We start from the raw sequence: 17,416 nt of genomic DNA, 5'->3' as shown, positions 1-17,416 counted from the left end.
AGTTTTGACATTATGCGAAAAGAAGACTTTCTGGAAACAGCATTGAACAAACGCCGGGAGCAGCATGCTTTCCGGCAGTTGCGGTTACCGGGGGGCAAGATAGATTTCTGTTCAAATGATTACCTCGGTTTGGCAAGGAGTGAACGCGTGCAGGAAGAAGCGCTGACCATCAGCCGGCAACTGGCACAGGTACATGGGAGCGGAGGATCAAGGTTGTTAGCCGGGAATTATGAATTAGTGGAAGAGGCAGAGCGGGTGTTGGCTTCATTCCATGAAACACCTGCCGGGCTGATCTATAATTCAGGATACGATGCTAACCTGGGTTTGTTTTCCGCCGTACCGCAAAAAGGCGATACCATCATATACGATCAACTGATCCATGCCTCCATCCGGGATGGGGTTCGTTTATCAGCCGCGCAATCCTTTTCTTTTATCCACAATAGTGTGGAAGATCTGCAAAAAAAGATCTTAGCAGTAGACGGCCGTGTATTTGTGGCAGTAGAATCCGTGTATTCCATGGATGGGGATATGGCGCTGCTGGCAGAGATCACTGCCCTTTGTGATAAACTCGGGGCATTCCTGATCGTGGATGAGGCGCATGCCACCGGGGTGATAGGACCGAAGGGAGAAGGCTTAATGCAGGCCCTGGGGCTCAGTTGTTTTGCGAGGGTGCATACTTTCGGGAAGGCTGTGGGCTGCCATGGGGCAATCGTGCTGGGATCTGTGGCACTGAGGGATTTCCTGATCAATTTCAGCCGTTCGTTCATTTATACCACTGCACTGCCACCGCATGCGGTAGCTGTAATATTGGCTGCATATGACATTTTTCCTGACATGCATTTGGAGCGGGCGCATCTTTCTTCACTGATCGCGCAGTTCCGGAAAGGCGTTCCTGGTGCGGCCAGCGAGACTCCCATCCAGGTGGTGATGGCCCCCGGCAATGAGCAGGCCCGGCAATTGGCGCACAATTTGCAACAGGAAGGTCTGGATGTTCGGGCCATTTTACATCCCACCGTGCCGAGAGGGCAGGAGCGTTTACGGGTGGTACTGCACAGTTTCAATACCGCTGCGGACGTGGAACGGCTCATAACAGCCATAAATATTTAAAATGAATAGCAAACATATTTGCTAAAAGGTGTATATTAACAAGGAATTCATTACCTAAAGCCTGTTTCTATGGAAGTAAATCCCGTTCTTAAAAAAGTATTGGAAGGACTTGATTTTGTAAACTGGTATCATACCTTATCTGAGAATTACCAGACAGATCCTGCATTTACGGATTTCAGCACCGCCGAGGCGCAGGATATGCTTATCGAGTTCGGGTTCGCAAGGACCACTTATAATCCAAAGACCACTACGTACATCCTGGAGAACAGTGAAGGGAACCGCATTGCCAAGGGGCTGAATGCGGGGCTGGAAGTATCCCTGGAAGGCGGCGTAGTAGATGTGGTAATGATCTTTTCAACCGACCCAACCACCCACACCGGAGCAACTTTTTCCAAGCTCGGTGATGTTAAAAAACCACAGTTTTCGAACTATAAGGAATTATATTCCTTATTAAAGAAGACCTTCGACATGTATTCAAACATCCGGAGTAAAATGATTGAGGTATGCGTGCCGAAAGCGGCGCCGCTGGCCCTCGCTAAGTAAGACTATTTTCCAGTTATGAGATTTATACCCTTAATTGTTACGATCGCGCTCGTGTGGGCGTTGAATCATAGATGGGGCAGTGTGCCCGCATTTGGCATGCTCCTGAGCCCCCAGCATGGTTTTTGGCAACAGGCGGAGCGTTCTTCCATTAAGAAAGAGGTAGGCTTAGCTTTCTCTGAGCTGTCCGGCCCGGTAGAAGTTTGGCTGGATGAGCGCATGGTGCCCCATGTGTTTGCCGAAAAAGAGAACGATGTTTATTTCGTGCAGGGTTACCTGCACGCAAAGGATCGCCTCTGGCAGATGGAGCTGCAGACCTTTGCGGCTGCGGGGCGTTTATGCGAGGTGCTGGGGCCTAATATGCTTAGTTATGACCGTCGTCAGCGCAGGCTGGGCATGGTTTCCTCCGCGGAGAAAACGGTGGCTGCCATTTCCAAAGACCCGGTTTCTAAAGCGCAGGGGGATGCTTATACCGCTGGCGTAAATGCTTATATCGCTTCTTTGCGTGACCGTGATCTTCCTTTGGAATACAAGCTACTCGGTTACAAACCGGAGCCCTGGAATAACCTTAAAACGGCTTTGTTATTGAAGTATATGAGCTATGACCTGGCTTATAACAATACAGACCTGGAGGCAACTAATGCGCGGCGACTTTTTAGTGCTGCTGAGTTTGATCAGATGTATCCTGATTTCTCTGATACCCTTGATCCTATTATTCCTAAGGGGACCGTGTTTCCTGCACCTTCCTTCGTTCCTGTAGCACCATCTGACAGTGTTTTAGCGGCTACGGGTGAGTTTTTTAAATTCAAAGAAGATAAACCTGATCCTGATAATGGCAGTAATAACTGGGCGGTTTCCGGCAGTAAAACTAAATCCGGTGCTGTAATTCTCTGTAATGACCCACATCTTGGGCTGAGCCTTCCTTCTCTGTGGTATGAAATGCAATTGCATACGCCTTCTTTCAATGCGTATGGTGCTTCATTGCCTGGTGCTCCCGGTATCATCATTGGTTTCAATGATCATATGGGCTGGGCGGTGACGAATGGGAGTGAGGATGTGCTGGATTATTACCGCATGGATTTCCGTAATGGGCGTTCTGAGTATCTCTTTAACGGGGCTTACCGGAAAGCTGATATTCGTTTGGAAGAAATTAAGATCAAGGGGCAGGCTTCCTTTATTGATACCGTGGCTTATACGGTTTGGGGGCCAGTGATGTATGATAATACTTTCATGGACTCTACCGGTAAACAGGGTTTTCTGGCTGTGCGGTGGAAGGCGCATGATGAATCTAATGAGCTGCGGACTTTCAATCTCCTGAATCATGCTAAGAACTATGATGATTACCTCGAAGCACTGAAACATTATACCTGCCCGGCACAGAACTTTATCTATGCCGGTAAGGATGGGAATATTGCTATCTGGCATAACGGGCAGTATCCTGCACGCTGGAAGGATCAGGGGAAATTTGTGATGCCGGGGTCTGATAGTACTTATGCCTGGCAGGGGTATGTTCCGCAGGCGGAGAACCCGCATATCCTTAATCCAACGCAGGGCTTTGTAAGCTCTGCTAATCAGCGGCCTACTGATAGTACGTATCCTTACCGTTTGGTGGGGGAGTATGATCTCTTCCGTGGTAAACGTGCGAATGAAAGGTTGCGGGAGATGAGTGCTATTACGCCGGAGGATATGATGAAGTTGCAGAACGATAATATGAATCTGTTGGCTGTGACTGCTATTCCGTTGTTGGCGCGTTTTCTTGATCCTGTTGCGTTGACTGCAGCTGAGAAGGAGCAATATAAGACTATTGCTGCCTGGGATGGGGAAGCGAACCCTGATAGCAAGGCTGCTTCGATCTTTAATATGTGGATAGATGAATTGCAGAAGGATATATGGGGGGATGAGCTTTCTATTGACAGTATAACACTGGAGGTGCCTTTACAGCGGACTACGGTGTACTGGTTACTGAAAGATTCTTCCATGCGGTTCGTAGATAACGTGCATACGCCTGCTATTCGTGAAACGCTCTCAGACATTGTGCTGCAATCATTTAAAGCTGCTGCGGATTCTGCGGCTGTGTTAGATGCTGCTGGTAATCTGGCTATAGGCAAGTGGCGCGGCACAGATATCCGTCACCTCACCCGCAGCCTGCCTGCGTTGAGCCGGATGCATCTGAACACCGGTGGAGGAACACATATCCTCAATGCTACGAAGAAAACACACGGGCCATCCTGGAGGATGATCGTAGAATTAGGCCCTGTAACGAAGGCTTACGGGATCTATCCCGGTGGGCAGAGCGGTAACCCCGGCAGTGCATTCTACGATAACATGGTGGACGATTGGGTGGCTGGTAAATATTATTCGCTGCACATATATGATAGGGCTAAACAACCGGAGGGATTACGGGGGAAGATTTTTTTTGTGTCTGGAAAGTAATGGGGGAGCGGGGTTTGTGGCAGTGAGGAATTTTAGTTGGTGAAATATTTGGGAAAAATAATTTAATACATATCTTTGCACTCCCAATTGAAAATGAAGGGAATGATTCTGTAGCTCAGTTGGTAGAGCAATACACTTTTAATGTATGGGTCCTGGGTTCGAGTCCCAGCGGAATCACTGGAAGTTTTAAAGACCTGCGCTTTGCGTGGGTCTTTTTGTTTTTACAGCAAGAAACTCTACTTTGCAAACTCCAATTTGACCAATTCTGATTAGGTAAGCCTTAGTAATAAAGCACTCTTTATTTTATTTGAAGACCATTAATTATTTGCGTAATGAAATTGTATTCTAGAGACTTTAATGTACTAACAGAAGAAGAACTTCAGGCCTGGGAAATTATTAAGGAAAGAGAAGTTAGAAAGAAGCCCGATGGGACACCCTCTGTCTTGAGTTTTTCCCTTTCTCATGAATATCCTGAAGCAGTAAGACATTATGAAAGTTTATTTCCTAATAATTCCGTTGATGCAATAGGTTTAAGAAAGCGTCTGGAGTTATTAAAAACTCAGCTAGACGAGTTCAAAAATCTTATTGATCTGGGTACAACTACAGAAAGAGATGTTTTAAACTTTATTAAGGATAATGAAGCTTATTTTATTATTGGGTCAATTTTAAAAAGGAACTATAGATTTGGGCACCATAGTCTATATGTTTTTCCTGAATTAATGCTTTATCCCAATTTTAGAGTTGATTACTTATTAGTTGGTAAGAATTCTGGAGGCCATGAATTCGTTTTTGTTGAACTTGAAAATATCTATAACAGTATTACTAAAGCAGATGGATACTTTGGAGGTACAGCTAGGAAAGGGCTTGAACAAATTGAGGATTGGGATTCATGGATTGATTCAGATTTTGATAAACTAGAGTTGCTATTTGAAGCAATCAAGTCAAAAATGATTGAATTGCCAACAGAGTTTAGGCGATTAGATAAAACAAGAATTCATTATTGTGTTGTAACTGGTAGAAGAAATGATTTTAATGAAACAACATATAGACAGAAGCGTAAACTTAGTCAGAACTATAAGACCTTATTGATTCACTATGATAATCTGATAGACTTTTCAAACGATTTTATTAAAGAACCAATATTTTAACTATTAATTGATATATGCTTCCAATATCCTTATTATACCAGTCGTCAAGTCTTAAAGATGTGTATGATGTAATGTTTTAAGGTGCATGCAGTAACACCTGAACTAATTAATAAAACAGTGAAATGTTCATGGTATGGATTTGCAGAATAATATTATTTGAATAATTGAGACGTTATAAATATCGTATTCGGATCCAAGAGAAATATGAGGAGTTTAGCCCCACCCTTTAAGTTTTATAGTCTCTTCAAATACTTAGCTTTTATTTTTAATAATTGAGCCTCAATTTTATCATTCTTTGGATACAATATTTCCTCTGGCATAGGTTGGAAATATTTGTCCCAAAATTTACCATCTGAGTTGTCGACAAGAAATTTGGCAACCATTCTATTCGCTAGATCGTCTTCGTTTGTTTTAGACGGTCTTATTGGGTATTTGCCTACTAAATAGCCCTCTTGATATCTTGGCCTTAATGCTCCAACAGGAACAACATTTTGTAACTTTATTAATACAATACCTAAGTCGGAAAAGTAAGAAATACTTTGATTTGGATAAGGGAGTCCTAATACATAAACATAACCTTTTAAGGAATCTTTAAGAGCAAATGTTGCAGCTACTCTTAAGGATTGTGTTATATCTATAAGTGGGGTCGGCAAAATGTCGTAATGTTGAAATAAAGAATAATAATATTCATTTAAATAATTTTTATGGCCTCCAATAAGCTCAATCATTTGAGAAAGCTGTTCATAGCGGGTATCAATTTGTGATTTCTTTATGGAATGTTTTAATTTCCCATCTTTATGCCTTTCCTGCCTACAAATTGAGGGGTAAATGATTGATTTCGGTATCCTGTCCTTATAAAAAGCAATTTGGTTATTTTTATAATCTTTCGTTTGACCTCTATAGTACATCTCATGATTTTTATTGCTCAATGTTACATTGGCAATCTCTTCAACCAGCTGTCTAAAAGTAGTTACTGGATAACCATCACTAGCCCTTATTTTATTAACTGTTGCATCAAAACTTTCCCATACTGTTTCATTTTCATAGGTATAATTAAATTCTTCCTTCCAAGTAATTTTCCTGATTTTTTTCTGGAATGGCGAAAATAATTTTCCTTCTATAGGTTGCATATTATTTATCCTTTTTTAAACTAAATATAAAAATTACGTCTATTCATTTTTTTGGCAGCAGTTATTTTTATGTATTTGAATGAGATATTGGAGCTATATCAAATTTAAAGAGTATTCTTTGTTAAGTCGTAAGCCACGTTACGCAATCTTGAATTCCATTTGGGTCTGCTATCACAGTTTGCCACTGATTCTGTGTAATTTGATTTACAAATGCAGCCCAAATTTGCTCTGTCTTTCCAGTTAGACCTAGGTGGTTTTCAATAGCTCCACTTTTCCAGAACCAAATATTTTGCCCAACTAATAAGGTATGTAAATTATTAATATTAGGATAAATTTGTTGTTCAGCAGCTAAAATCGAAAATGCATTAGCTGCATTTACATTTGGGTTTGATGTAGGCCAGTTATCATTTCCAAGAGTAATATTATTTGCAACTGCGATTTGTGCCAAATGATTTCTAATAGCTAATAAATCTGGGTTATTTGCTTGAAGAAACCCATCTCCCACAGCATTTTTAAATACATAGTCGAGGTCGACTATCGCTTTTGTTGGTAAATCCATTGCATCTAAAACCATCATTGATTTTCTAGTATTAGTAACACCGCCTTGTTTAACAAGTGCATATTTTAGTAATCCTAAGGTTCTCCCAGAAACGGTTTCAATGAGCTTTGGGAATATTCTTTGTTCCGTTCTGCCTTCAGTTAAGATTACTCTTTCTGAGAAAAGGATATTTGATGCATTACTTAATGAAAACATCAATTCTAATTGACTTGGTGCATTTTGCTCTATTTGGGGAATTGCAGCTTTTAAGGTTTGCCTCTTATAAGTTCCTAAAGGAATATTTTTTCTAATAAGGATAGCATTTGCTACATCTTCTTGATTTAGCATCAATGCTGAGTGTGTCGAAAAAATTATTTGATATCCTTGTGTCGAAAGTATCTTTAAAGCATTCCTAACAACTTCAATAGCCTGGGGATGTAAGTAAAGTTCTGGTTCATCAATTAAAAGTAGGGTTGTTGTTACTGGATTCTGATTATTCCTTTTTATTTCAGACAAATGTTGAACAAGTGCCATTTGAATGGATCGTTGTGCACCATGCCCTAGGGAGGAAACATCTCTGCCTGTGGGAGATTGGTGCTCATAGACTTTAATAGTCCCTTTCGAGAAAACATCCTTTAATTCAGGTGTAGGGACATGTAATCTAATATTTACATTGGGGAAAAATGTATCTATCTTCTGGTTGACAGCTAGGTCAAATGCATCTAGTTCTTGTGCTCTTCCCTGTCCATCTGCTTCAAGTAAATCTTTTAAGCCCTGAAGAGTTTGTTGTACTTGAGCGCCATATTGATTTTCTATTGGTTCAATAATTTCTGCAAGTAATTTACCAATGGTTGTTCCTTGTTTTGATTTACTTACATCCTCTTCTGCATTTTCCATGGCCCCAATATGTATAGGATCAGGAAATAATGCATTTAGTGCATTATCAATTCCTGCAGGATTTGATCTCCATTCTGTGGCTGGATTTGTTGAATTCGGATCCCTAATAAGTAGTTTGATATTTGTTGCGCTTTCGTTGGGTTGATTTTGTATTCTCTTTAAATGAAGCGTTTCATTTACAATAAATGTCGAAATAGCATTTCTATGATTCTGAGGTAGATTTTGAAGTAAATTAGCATCGATGCCATTAATAATTCCTTCAACTATAACTGGATTGGCTATGTCATGAAAGCATTCCTGTCCTAAGCTACTTCTTCTTAATAACCATTTAATCGCAGTAAGAATATTTGTTTTTCCAGCATTATTGTATCCAATTAGAGGAGTGAACTCTGAAAGTTCAAATTCCTGATTAATGATCGACTTGTAATTTGTAATTGTGATTTTAGATAATATATGGGGCATAAACGTGGGATTAGGAAAAATGATAGGTTTTGTCTTGGGTCTAATTGAAGATTTTAATCTGGTGACTAATAAACATAGCTGTATTTTTTATTAATATCATACTACTGTGAATTTATCAATAATTGTTTATTTAGTTCTTCCTTACTTATGATGCCAGCTTCAATAACTATCTTTTTAATAGCAGCGAGTGTACCTGCTGGTATCTCTTTCTTACTTGAAGAAAGAGGGATAGTTATACGTTGTGGATAATTAGGGTGTTGTAGCATAACATGACTTCCCATCGTGGCTATTTTAATAAAGCCAATAGTTTTAAGTATTTGAAGCAAATTTTTATATGTCATTTTCTATCAAAAGATAATTAAGTAAAGGGATTAATTATATCATATCTGTCATTCTTTAATTTAGCTAGCTGTTTTAAAGTACGACTGTTCACTCTACTTTTCTTAGAAATATATACACGATATGTTTTTTGCTTTTTGTGTGTGCGTGTAAGCTTGATTGTTTTGAAATAGCTTTGTATGTCAATCCAATATGCTTTAACCGATGCTGCATCATAGATTACCAATATGACAGGGTCGTATTCGGTGAGCCATAATCTTAAATCTCTTGTTGAGACATCAAAAAAGATACAATCTTTTTTTTTATTTATACGAATGTGGTCTGATGCCTTCATTTGAATTTTAATACTACCACTTTCTATTTCACCAAGACAAGAGTATGTGAATAGAAATAAATCATACCCATAATCAGAATCAAACTTTTCCAGTGAAAAACCGCACAATAGAACATGCCGTTGAATATGATTAATACTCATATCTTCGATAATATGTTCTCTAGTTCTTAGCTTTCTGTATATTTTCAGATTTTGGCTTATTTTGTCAGACAACGAATTGCATTTTATAATTAATTTGGTAAATGTCAATTTAGCTAATGGAGGCTATCTATCTTAATAAAGAGTCACTATTAATTTCCTAAGGTATTCAAATCAACGTCCAGAGCTTCAGCAATTTTTATCAAAGTAGTAAGAGAGGGGTTAGTCTGCCCGGCTTCTAAACGTCCAACAGAACTATGAGAAATATCCGCCTTATAAGCAAACTCCCGGGTGCTTAGCCCCTTAGCCTCCCGCAACTTCTGCAGGCGTTTGCCAAATTCAACCAGAAATTTATCATTTGTATTTCCCATACCGGACCGGAATTTCCGGTATTTAGTAAAATAAACTGTACCCAAGTATGGGTACAGCGCTGAAAATGCTCTATATTGCATGTAAGAATTATAAAGGCTTTAACATCAAAACAAACCATTGTCCCATGCAAAAAAGAACCATACATAATCTCCCAAAAATCCTCTCAGTTCTAAACATCATCCCCGATGTCTTCCTCACCCGCATCTGCGCAGACTGTGGCTGGGACGAAGCAACCCTAAACCACTACCTTAAAAACAGCGATCAAATTCCCATATCTGACCGCCAAACAATCAATCACATCATCCAGGACCAATTTAACCACCTGGCACAACACTGCCCGAGAATCAGCCAGAACTAATTAGTGAAATTATGGACTTACAAATAATACCTTCTGGTCTATTGGATCTCTATAAGCATCATATCACAGCACCTGCACTATCCCATGCATTTAACAAACTGAAGGATGCCGAAATTTCTTCTGACAATTTTAACTTTTATAACTCTCTAGCCTCCGTATATTCCAGCAAGATTGAGGGAGAAACCATAGAGCTGGATTCTTATATTAAATATAAGCGCTTCGGTGTTGAATTTCAACCTAATTATACCTGTAAAATAGACGATTTATACCAAGCGTATCAGTTTGCAATGGAGACGGAACTGGAGCGGGATAGTTTGACTAAAGCGCATGTTTTATTAACCCAACACTTACTTCCAGTTACTGACCAGGGCAAGTTCAGGAGTACAAGTATGTATATCACCACAAAAGATGACTGTATTGAATACAAAGCACTCCCCCCAATTGAAATGAATAAAGCAATGGAAAAGCTTTACGCAGATATTCATTTACTATTGAATAGCGATCTGTCTATTGATGAAGTTTTCTTTTTTGTCAGTATGATCCATCTCGTGTTTGTAAAGATCCACCCCTGGAATGATGGTAATGGCCGTAGTGCGAGGCTGCTGGAAAAGTGGTTCCTGGCTGAAAAGTTAGGGGAGAAGGCTTGGTTTGTGCAATCGGAAAAATATTATTATGAGCATCATCAGGCCTATTATGATAATATTCGGGTGTTGGGCATGGAGTATGATGTACTGGATTATAGTAAGGGGATGGGATTTTTGTTGATGTTGCCTGAGGGGTTGATAGGATAGAGGCGCTTGCCAGAGAATGCTGTGCTGGCTTGTGTGGATGAAACAAGTAATATGCAATTTTTCAGAGGATATTGATTGGATAATCATGCTTTAGTTCCTAAATACTTAGTCACTGTGATAAAGTTTGAAATCTTTCCATGCTGCCTCGTTCGTTACTTCAAAATCTATTTCCAAGTAATCTTCACGTATGTAGTAAATAAAATCTCTATATACTTTACGTAACTCAGCAATATTTGCTTCTAACACTTCAAGATCTTTCGCTTCCTGTTCTTTCATTTTTTCGTATGCTTCCTGATAATTTAATTTTTGCTCTTGGGTTTTAGCAGGGCCCCAGTTTTTAATTGATTGACCAAAAATTAGCATTCCCTCCCCCGTACCATCTCGATAATGCTGGCTGTATGCGAGTGATTTTTCCCAGTGGCAGTGTATCTTATTTACAAAATCTAAGAGTTTTTTATCATATAGGAAGAAGCTTTCACTGGTGACTATACTATGAAAGCCTTCCCAAAAATGGAATGATTTACTATTAAGCTGTTTGGGCGCATCAACAAGAAACAATTCAAAAGAGGGCAAGTGAACATTGGAAAATAATTTAAGAATAGTTGTTAAATCATGCTTTCTTTTGATGTATTTAGGGCTAGTAATCTGATTTGGTCGTTTTGGGTCAGCATTAATGATATCCTCAATTGCATTGGATAATAAGGCTTTTAATCGACCTTTTCCGTTTTTATCTGAGTGATCTTGAACGGTAAAATCTGAGATTCGGTGCCCTTTTATGTCAAATGGTACATCATCAGGGAAATTGCCGAATTGTTTATTAAAGAGCAGCACGATTCTATCCCATCCGAGATGGGCGATGGCAAATCCCAACTCAATAAGTACATTGGGGTTGGGAAGTTGCTTTGCTCCACTGCCGTTGGTAATGGTGGTGATGTCACATACGAAAATGTCCGCTCCGGCAATTTTGTTGAAGATAGCATCAGATATATTTGGACTACCTGTTAGAGACCTGGTTGCCTGATCAATGATAATTTGTAGATTTTGATATTTTCCTTCCAATTCAGCCTTTACTTGATCCAAGACATACTCAATTGCTTTCCAATTGCAGCCTTTATCTGTATCAGACTGCCAGGCATAGAAGATTTGTGTTGTTTTTGTAGTTGACATTAAGTGAATTTTCTGAAATGGTTACCAAAATAGTGATTTTATTGATGGGTTGGCGACCTATTCTTAATTTGGTCATATGGCGAAAATAAGGAGTAGCTCTTTCTGGGAATGATGACCCATATCCTGAAAGTGTCAATTGTTGATAAGCAAATTCAGAAAAGATAATAGGTATTCAAACATTGTTTTCAAAAGGAAATATATTTTCGTATCTCAGAAATCAATATATTACCTTAATTATAGAGTAAACTAATACCCAATATTAACAGAATGACCAAGCAAAAAGCTGTGTTTCTTTTCGGTGCCGGTGCGACTTTTCCTTGGGGATCGCCTTCAACGAAAGAACTTACAGATTTAATATTGGATTCTGGGTTCTACACTAGGGGGAAGGAAAAGAAGCGAATTACAAAATTTATTTACGAAACACTCCTTGATTGTGGTTATACATCGGATCAAGTGAATTTCGAAACGATTATAAATATAATCGAAGAGCTGATTACTTATTATGGTAGTTTCAATTATCTCGATTCAGGAAGAACGGAAAAATTACCTTCCTTGATCAGCTGCTTTACTATTCCTCACTTCGAAGCGGAATTACTGAATTTTTCTACTAGTGATAAGGGAAAAGCTGAACATGGTTATAAATTGGAAATTCCTGAAGGAGATCCATATGAGGATACACATTATTCACTTCAATCTGAAACTCCAGCTCAGTTTTTTTACCAGCATCTACTAATTATTCTTTTAAGCGCTATCAGTGACCGTATTTCGAAATATGCATGGCATACAAGCGGTCATTCCTCAATTAAAACTGATGATGAATGTAGCGTTCTCTTTACGGAATGGATGCAGTCTTTGTACAGTAAAAACGTACTGCGACTCTATACGTTAAACTATGAAAAGATATTCAAAGTGTTATTAAGTCGCATTGGTATAGAAGTTTTCGACGGTTTCAACTGTAGTGAATATATTGATCTAAACGAACGTTTAAGAGCGAATGTACCCAGAATTTTGAGTGACGATATAAGCAATATTCATTATAATCTTCATGGGTCAATAGATTGGAGAGTATTAGATTTGGATAGACGCCAGCTACCAAACGCTGAATTGATCTTAACTGCTTACCCACACCTACCTATGAACGATACGCCAGCAACGTTTTAGGTAGAAAAAGGTAGGACCATTACCATAACAAATATTGTAACTGGGTATCAGAAAGCTCAAAGAAGCATGATCACCCCCTTTAAACAAATGCAATTTGCTTTTGATAAAGACTGCTGTTTCGCAGATATCATTTTTATTATTGGATACTCATTTGGCGATGAACATATTAACGAATGCCTAAAAACGGCACTTCGCCATAATTCAAAATTGAAAATTGTAATAATTGATCCTGGATTTTTGAAAAATGATTTGGACTTCCTTGTATCAACACGTCTCTTTCCTTATAGCCCAATAGAATTTAGCCGCAAGACTGTTTCAAAGGATTATCATAGCTATCTTAATGGAACAGTTACTGCTCATACCCTTAAATTTCTTGATTTCTTGAAGCTTATGAATGAAGAATTTAAAAACCCTTTATTGCGACATAAACGGTTATAAATAAAAGATATTTTGTAAAAAAATAAAAAAAATCTATGGGCGCCCCAAAGCATCAACACTTTAATCCGAAATCCTTTCTGAACAAATTGCAGAGAAAACGGATGAAGGAAAAATTCTTAGATCAAACATAAGCGTTTCGGCTGGAATTTCAACCTGGGCATACACCTAAAGTAGGTAATCTGTATTTGGCTTAATCAATTAAGGCATCGTTAGTTGAAATTGAAAGGTTGTGGCCCACAAATATTTATAACGGTGTAATTATTTTAATGTATCATAATGACATAATCATATATATGGAGGTAAGATACAATTTAGAAATTTATTACTTTTCTCTAAGTCTTCAATGAATGGCTTCGTAATCGCAATTAACCTAAAAAATGGTTCTATTGAGGGACACGTATTTTGCGAAATTGAAGTATTTTAGCCTAAACTAAGCTCTATGTCTTTCACTGGCATGTTTCAAATACCTAATGAATTATTGATTAAAAAACGTATAGAAGATGATATCGCAAAGAGATACATCGCTTCATACACACAGGTTATTGCAATTGCTAATACAATACATGACAAATTCAAAGTTAAGAATAAAAGATTTTTTTCTTTAAAAGCATCTGAAGGGAAAAGCATTATAAGAAAGGCATTAATACAATGTCTTGCAATGGTAGCCCGAGATGATATGAAAAGGTTAGGCACTATTGGTAATACACTTTTTTATATAGGTTATTGGAAATTGATTGGTTTCAAACTTCGGGGGCTGAAATACAATGCCATAGATATAATCGCTCAAAGCGATCTTAGCCCACAAATTAAAGAAGAAATTACTTATTGTCTTGAAAATTACAAACGCCAATTTCAGTATCAATATTCTACTGCTAGGATTATTGTAGATGATCGCTCATTTCAAGCTATTAAAGATTCATATTTATTAACCTTATTCAAATACGAAAGCGAATTACGAAAATACAAAGTGATCAGCTATGTAGACTTTTTTTTATACAGAGAAAAGGAAACAATACCTTTAAATGGTGCCAGTTCAGGTGAACTTACTTTGATTTCGACCCTCTTATTTATAACTAGTATTATTTCATATGATTCAGTAATTCTAATTGATGAACCTGAAAATAGCTTGCATCCAAAATGGCAGATGGAATATGTCAAACACATGAACGAACTATTTTATCTTTATCAGCCTAAGATAATAATCGCGACACACTCACCTCTTATTATTAATGGAGCGGATTTGCTTTCCAAAACTATTCAGATATATAAAGGTGTTAAAGGTGAATTTAAATTGCAGGTGAACGAAACTAATAATGTCGAAGAAATATATCAAGATTATTTTGACGTAACTACACCAGAAAACAGGTATTTATCGGAACTCGTTGTTCAGAAAATGAATGAATTAGCTGACGGAGGTATTACTTTGATAGAATTTGAAAAAACGATAAATGAACTAAATTCCAATTCCTATGACGATAAGCAGAAGGAGGTCTTGGACGGCATAATCGAAATGGGTAGAAAGATAAAAAATGTTTAATATATGGTGTTGTCATCAGAAGAAATTCATTTGATTGAAGCAGCTGTAAAAAGAGGAGGTGATATATGGAATGACGAAACTTTGTTGGATATAAAAAGAAAAATTAAGCTTTATTGTTTAGGATTAACAACTGATCAATGCTGTTATTGCAGAACGGATTTTACCGCTGAATTTATGATGGTTATTGATATAGAACATGTTTTGCCAAAATCAATTTTTGGAGCTTTCATGTTCGAATTATTCAATTTAAGTGTGTCATGCAAAAGGTGTAACATGAATATAAAAAGGGAACGAACAGATTTTCTTTTAGACGTTAACCAAGTTCACCTCCAACCACAAAATGCCGGGCAGTATTTTTTTAGTCACCCTAATCTTGACAACTATTTCGATAATATAGAATATTTCTTTACTGCCAGAAACGATAAGAAAATAATTAAGTATACACCGCTCACAGATAAAGGGCGTTTTACTTATGATTTTTTTAAGTTAAATCAGAAGGAGGTAGAAACACTGAATGAAGCTCAAGGAGTAAAACCAGCGGAAAATGAGCTTTCAGAAAACATTCCTCAAGATTTAGTTAATGATACAAAACAATTATTAAATCAATTAAAATCGCAGCCGTTGTAATTAATTGTATACTATGATATAGTTGTTAAACTATAAATTAAAAACTGCCTGCGGAAGCAGGCAGTTTGTTATCATCCAAAACTAATACCCATATGAAAAAACCTGTCTTAATTAAACAGCGTCTTAAACTGTTTAAATATCTTTTTTTACCTTGCTCCATAATGCTCAAGTAGCCTGGATAAGCCAATTTCTTAATTCTGAAAGCCATTAAATATTTAACGCATTACGGATTATTTTTTGAAATGAACGAATTCCAGACAGCAGCGTTACCTTCGAGCGTATAGTTTCTATTTCCTGTAACATCTCTAAAAGAACTTCTGTATGTAGTAAGAAGGATTTTTCGACTACTGCCATCCTTAAATTTTATAATTACCAGTCTGCCCATGCCTTTCCAGAGTATTGGACTAAATTGCATCCTTGCTGATGATAGAAGTTTTTTGGCTTCTTTTACATCTGCTGATTTAAATGGCAGCTTCTGGATGTCAGCATCACTCAATTTCTGAAAAGTACTGACTTCAACCAGGGGATATATATTAAAAGCTGATAGCTCTTCCCATTTAGACTGATCGGGCATAAACAGATTAATAAGCGTGAAACACATAATGCAAATGGAAATTGTAGTACGATGAAATACAAGCTGCTGTATAAACATTTTAGCGTATTGATCTTTACGAGATTGATACTAAATACCTTTCAACCCGAGTAAACCCATTAATTGTTGAAGGAACACCCCATCTTTATTTTGATCGTAACTTCGTGTGAATGCCGCCAATGTAAACGCCTTTCCAGAGGAAGGAACAACATGGGTTGCAAAGAACCGTATCAACTCTCGCCTGTCTTCATGATGTAGTATTCCCTTCTCATAGAATATGCGTATTAGTCCGGCAAATTGTTTAAGACTAAGCTTTGTCTTTAACTTAAAATCCGCAAAAGGGTTAGCCGCTATGATTGCTTCAGCAGCCATCAGCGCCCTGGTACAATTAAGCTCTGTATTCAGCCAGGATTCCGATTGTTTCGCAAGGGAAGGTTGCATGAAATACAGGTGTGCGCCATTAAGTGGTTTGTTTAACACAACCTTCTTTTTAATCTCAAGACATTTCTTTACCCGCTCTTTCCCTTGGCTGTCACCCAGGTGTGCCATATACTGTTCCCAAATGATTGAAACGTATCCGGGATGATTAAAATTAAACTTCCAGAGCAATTGCCTGATCTGCTCAGCTTGCACTGCATCTTCCGTTTCTTGCTGCAATATATTAGCGGTATCTTGCCCCAATGCCCTGAAGTAGAAGAGTTGGCAATAATGAAAACAACCTATAGGCTCTTCCAGGGGCACAAGGAGCTGTTTAAAAACTTCATAGCAAGCAGATCCTTCCTGAAGCTGGTTTAATTCTTCCTTTAGCTTTTGGGTGGTTTCTTTTATAAAAAACGCCTCCATAATATCAGACATATCAAGGTGGATATCAAAGAGATCGGAGTGCCTGGATATCAATAAATTCATTGTATCCTTCAAAAATTCTAATATTTCCATTATGAGGGCCTGCCAGCTGCCTGATACAACATAGTCATTTATCGTAAAGCCTAATTTGTCCATGAAGATGCCTAACGTGCCCATTAGATCATCTACCTTTTCTTGATAAGACTGGACTATCCATCCAGCTTTATTTCGTGTGGAGTTGTCCACTTTGATCGAAATGATCTTCTTAAAGATGCTTTTTACATCCTTAGAAATTAGGGCTGTCACTTCCGTATAATAATCATCCGGTGGGTAGGGCGAAGCCTCTATCTTGTCCAATAACTCAATATGAATGATCTGTTCAAAATTCTCAAAAAGATTTCTTGACATATGAATTCGTTTTAAAATGAGGATTAATTAGGCTACCATAAACTCTATAACTATAT

General features: G+C 38.0%; 18 protein-coding genes and 1 tRNA gene. 11 read left to right on the top strand and 8 right to left on the bottom strand.

Going from position 1 to position 17,416, the window contains the following annotated elements; translation table 11 throughout:
• Window positions 1-12 precede the first annotated feature (12 nt).
• The 5 genes from GFS24_RS09545 to GFS24_RS09525 all read left to right on the top strand — a co-directional run bounded on the left by GFS24_RS09545 (window position 13) and on the right by GFS24_RS09525 (window position 5,228).
• Window positions 13-1,107 carry a pyridoxal phosphate-dependent aminotransferase family protein gene (locus GFS24_RS09545; protein ID WP_153659336.1) on the top strand — a complete coding sequence of 365 codons (1,095 nt, stop codon included), beginning with the start codon at window positions 13-15 and terminating at the stop codon, window positions 1,105-1,107.
• 69 nt (window positions 1,108-1,176) lie between these two features.
• Window positions 1,177-1,650: a hypothetical protein gene (locus tag GFS24_RS09540; protein ID WP_153659335.1), complete on the top strand. Its 474-nt coding sequence runs from the start codon at window positions 1,177-1,179 to the stop codon at window positions 1,648-1,650.
• A gap of 15 nt (window positions 1,651-1,665) precedes the next feature.
• Window positions 1,666-4,080: a penicillin acylase family protein gene (locus tag GFS24_RS09535; RefSeq protein ID WP_153659334.1), complete on the top strand. Its 2,415-nt coding sequence runs from the start codon at window positions 1,666-1,668 to the stop codon at window positions 4,078-4,080.
• 104 nt (window positions 4,081-4,184) lie between these two features.
• Window positions 4,185-4,257: transfer RNA gene (locus GFS24_RS09530), tRNA-Lys, on the top strand.
• Between the two features lie 155 nt (window positions 4,258-4,412).
• Window positions 4,413-5,228 (top strand): Shedu anti-phage system protein SduA domain-containing protein, encoded by an 816-nt coding sequence (locus GFS24_RS09525; RefSeq protein WP_153659333.1) that lies wholly within the window; start codon window positions 4,413-4,415, stop codon window positions 5,226-5,228.
• Between the two features lie 233 nt (window positions 5,229-5,461).
• On the opposite strand, the gene GFS24_RS09520 is transcribed toward GFS24_RS09525, so the two are convergent.
• The 5 genes from GFS24_RS09520 to GFS24_RS09500 form a co-directional block, all read right to left on the bottom strand.
• Window positions 5,462-6,358 (bottom strand): FRG domain-containing protein, encoded by an 897-nt coding sequence (locus tag GFS24_RS09520; protein ID WP_153659332.1) that lies wholly within the window; start codon window positions 6,356-6,358, stop codon window positions 5,462-5,464.
• Window positions 6,359-6,479: 121 nt separating this feature from the next.
• Window positions 6,480-8,255, bottom strand: a complete 1,776-nt coding sequence (locus tag GFS24_RS09515) for an ATP-dependent endonuclease (RefSeq protein ID WP_153659331.1) — start codon at window positions 8,253-8,255, stop codon at window positions 6,480-6,482.
• Between the two features lie 101 nt (window positions 8,256-8,356).
• Complete coding sequence (locus GFS24_RS09510) at window positions 8,357-8,596, bottom strand: type II toxin-antitoxin system HicA family toxin (protein WP_153659330.1); 240 nt, start codon at window positions 8,594-8,596, stop codon at window positions 8,357-8,359.
• A 17-nt stretch (window positions 8,597-8,613) separates the two neighbouring features.
• The gene (locus GFS24_RS09505) at window positions 8,614-9,141 is read right to left on the bottom strand and encodes a DUF4365 domain-containing protein (RefSeq protein WP_153659329.1); all 528 of its coding nucleotides are present in this window, start codon (window positions 9,139-9,141) and stop codon (window positions 8,614-8,616) included.
• A 77-nt stretch (window positions 9,142-9,218) separates the two neighbouring features.
• Window positions 9,219-9,437, bottom strand: coding sequence for a helix-turn-helix domain-containing protein (locus GFS24_RS09500; protein WP_173003029.1), 219 nt, complete (start codon window positions 9,435-9,437; stop codon window positions 9,219-9,221).
• A 47-nt stretch (window positions 9,438-9,484) separates the two neighbouring features.
• On the opposite strand from GFS24_RS09500, the gene GFS24_RS28990 reads away from it, so the two are divergent.
• Window positions 9,485-9,796, top strand: a complete 312-nt coding sequence (locus GFS24_RS28990) for a hypothetical protein (protein ID WP_173003028.1) — start codon at window positions 9,485-9,487, stop codon at window positions 9,794-9,796.
• Between the two features lie 11 nt (window positions 9,797-9,807).
• A complete protein-coding gene (locus GFS24_RS09495; RefSeq protein ID WP_153659327.1) occupies window positions 9,808-10,587 on the top strand; it encodes a Fic family protein in 780 nt (259 codons plus the stop codon).
• A 105-nt stretch (window positions 10,588-10,692) separates the two neighbouring features.
• Here GFS24_RS09495 and GFS24_RS09490 read toward each other — a convergent pair whose 3' ends face one another.
• Window positions 10,693-11,754: a hypothetical protein gene (locus GFS24_RS09490; RefSeq protein ID WP_153659326.1), complete on the bottom strand. Its 1,062-nt coding sequence runs from the start codon at window positions 11,752-11,754 to the stop codon at window positions 10,693-10,695.
• 267 nt (window positions 11,755-12,021) lie between these two features.
• On the opposite strand from GFS24_RS09490, the gene GFS24_RS09485 reads away from it, so the two are divergent.
• From GFS24_RS09485 to GFS24_RS09470, 4 genes are all read left to right on the top strand, one after another.
• On the top strand, window positions 12,022-12,915 hold the full coding sequence (locus tag GFS24_RS09485) for a hypothetical protein (protein WP_153659325.1): 894 nt from the start codon (window positions 12,022-12,024) through the stop codon (window positions 12,913-12,915).
• Window positions 12,916-12,981: 66 nt separating this feature from the next.
• Window positions 12,982-13,353, top strand: coding sequence for a hypothetical protein (locus GFS24_RS09480; RefSeq protein ID WP_153659324.1), 372 nt, complete (start codon window positions 12,982-12,984; stop codon window positions 13,351-13,353).
• A 439-nt stretch (window positions 13,354-13,792) separates the two neighbouring features.
• Complete coding sequence (locus GFS24_RS09475) at window positions 13,793-14,890, top strand: AAA family ATPase (RefSeq protein WP_153659323.1); 1,098 nt, start codon at window positions 13,793-13,795, stop codon at window positions 14,888-14,890.
• Window positions 14,891-14,893: 3 nt separating this feature from the next.
• The gene (locus GFS24_RS09470) at window positions 14,894-15,517 is read left to right on the top strand and encodes an HNH endonuclease (protein WP_153659322.1); all 624 of its coding nucleotides are present in this window, start codon (window positions 14,894-14,896) and stop codon (window positions 15,515-15,517) included.
• Window positions 15,518-15,740: 223 nt separating this feature from the next.
• Here GFS24_RS09470 and GFS24_RS09465 read toward each other — a convergent pair whose 3' ends face one another.
• The gene (locus GFS24_RS09465) at window positions 15,741-16,091 is read right to left on the bottom strand and encodes a hypothetical protein (protein ID WP_153659321.1); all 351 of its coding nucleotides are present in this window, start codon (window positions 16,089-16,091) and stop codon (window positions 15,741-15,743) included.
• A gap of 108 nt (window positions 16,092-16,199) precedes the next feature.
• Complete coding sequence (locus GFS24_RS09460; RefSeq protein WP_153659320.1) at window positions 16,200-17,360, bottom strand: hypothetical protein; 1,161 nt, start codon at window positions 17,358-17,360, stop codon at window positions 16,200-16,202.
• Between the last annotated feature and the right edge of the window lie 56 nt (window positions 17,361-17,416).

Origin of the sequence: Chitinophaga sp. SYP-B3965 (genome assembly GCF_009647655.1) — a bacterium.
Lineage (GTDB): Bacteria > Bacteroidota > Bacteroidia > Chitinophagales > Chitinophagaceae > Chitinophaga.
This window is presented reverse-complemented; position numbering and strand designations above follow the sequence as displayed.

Coding starts and splice junctions, on each gene's coding strand:
- GFS24_RS28990 (WP_173003028.1), top strand. CDS start 9,485: ATGGGTACAGCGCTGAAAATGCTCTATATTGCATGTAAGAATTATAAA.
- GFS24_RS09500 (WP_173003029.1), bottom strand. CDS start 9,437: ATGGGAAATACAAATGATAAATTTCTGGTTGAATTTGGCAAACGCCTG.
- GFS24_RS09460 (WP_153659320.1), bottom strand. CDS start 17,360: ATGTCAAGAAATCTTTTTGAGAATTTTGAACAGATCATTCATATTGAG.
- GFS24_RS09525 (WP_153659333.1), top strand. CDS start 4,413: ATGAAATTGTATTCTAGAGACTTTAATGTACTAACAGAAGAAGAACTT.
- GFS24_RS09465 (WP_153659321.1), bottom strand. CDS start 16,091: ATGCCCGATCAGTCTAAATGGGAAGAGCTATCAGCTTTTAATATATAT.
- GFS24_RS09510 (WP_153659330.1), bottom strand. CDS start 8,596: ATGACATATAAAAATTTGCTTCAAATACTTAAAACTATTGGCTTTATT.
- GFS24_RS09540 (WP_153659335.1), top strand. CDS start 1,177: ATGGAAGTAAATCCCGTTCTTAAAAAAGTATTGGAAGGACTTGATTTT.
- GFS24_RS09515 (WP_153659331.1), bottom strand. CDS start 8,255: ATGCCCCATATATTATCTAAAATCACAATTACAAATTACAAGTCGATC.
- GFS24_RS09545 (WP_153659336.1), top strand. CDS start 13: ATGCGAAAAGAAGACTTTCTGGAAACAGCATTGAACAAACGCCGGGAG.
- GFS24_RS09475 (WP_153659323.1), top strand. CDS start 13,793: ATGTCTTTCACTGGCATGTTTCAAATACCTAATGAATTATTGATTAAA.
- GFS24_RS09485 (WP_153659325.1), top strand. CDS start 12,022: ATGACCAAGCAAAAAGCTGTGTTTCTTTTCGGTGCCGGTGCGACTTTT.
- GFS24_RS09535 (WP_153659334.1), top strand. CDS start 1,666: ATGAGATTTATACCCTTAATTGTTACGATCGCGCTCGTGTGGGCGTTG.
- GFS24_RS09480 (WP_153659324.1), top strand. CDS start 12,982: ATGATCACCCCCTTTAAACAAATGCAATTTGCTTTTGATAAAGACTGC.
- GFS24_RS09470 (WP_153659322.1), top strand. CDS start 14,894: ATGGTGTTGTCATCAGAAGAAATTCATTTGATTGAAGCAGCTGTAAAA.
- GFS24_RS09520 (WP_153659332.1), bottom strand. CDS start 6,358: ATGCAACCTATAGAAGGAAAATTATTTTCGCCATTCCAGAAAAAAATC.
- GFS24_RS09490 (WP_153659326.1), bottom strand. CDS start 11,754: ATGTCAACTACAAAAACAACACAAATCTTCTATGCCTGGCAGTCTGAT.
- GFS24_RS09495 (WP_153659327.1), top strand. CDS start 9,808: ATGGACTTACAAATAATACCTTCTGGTCTATTGGATCTCTATAAGCAT.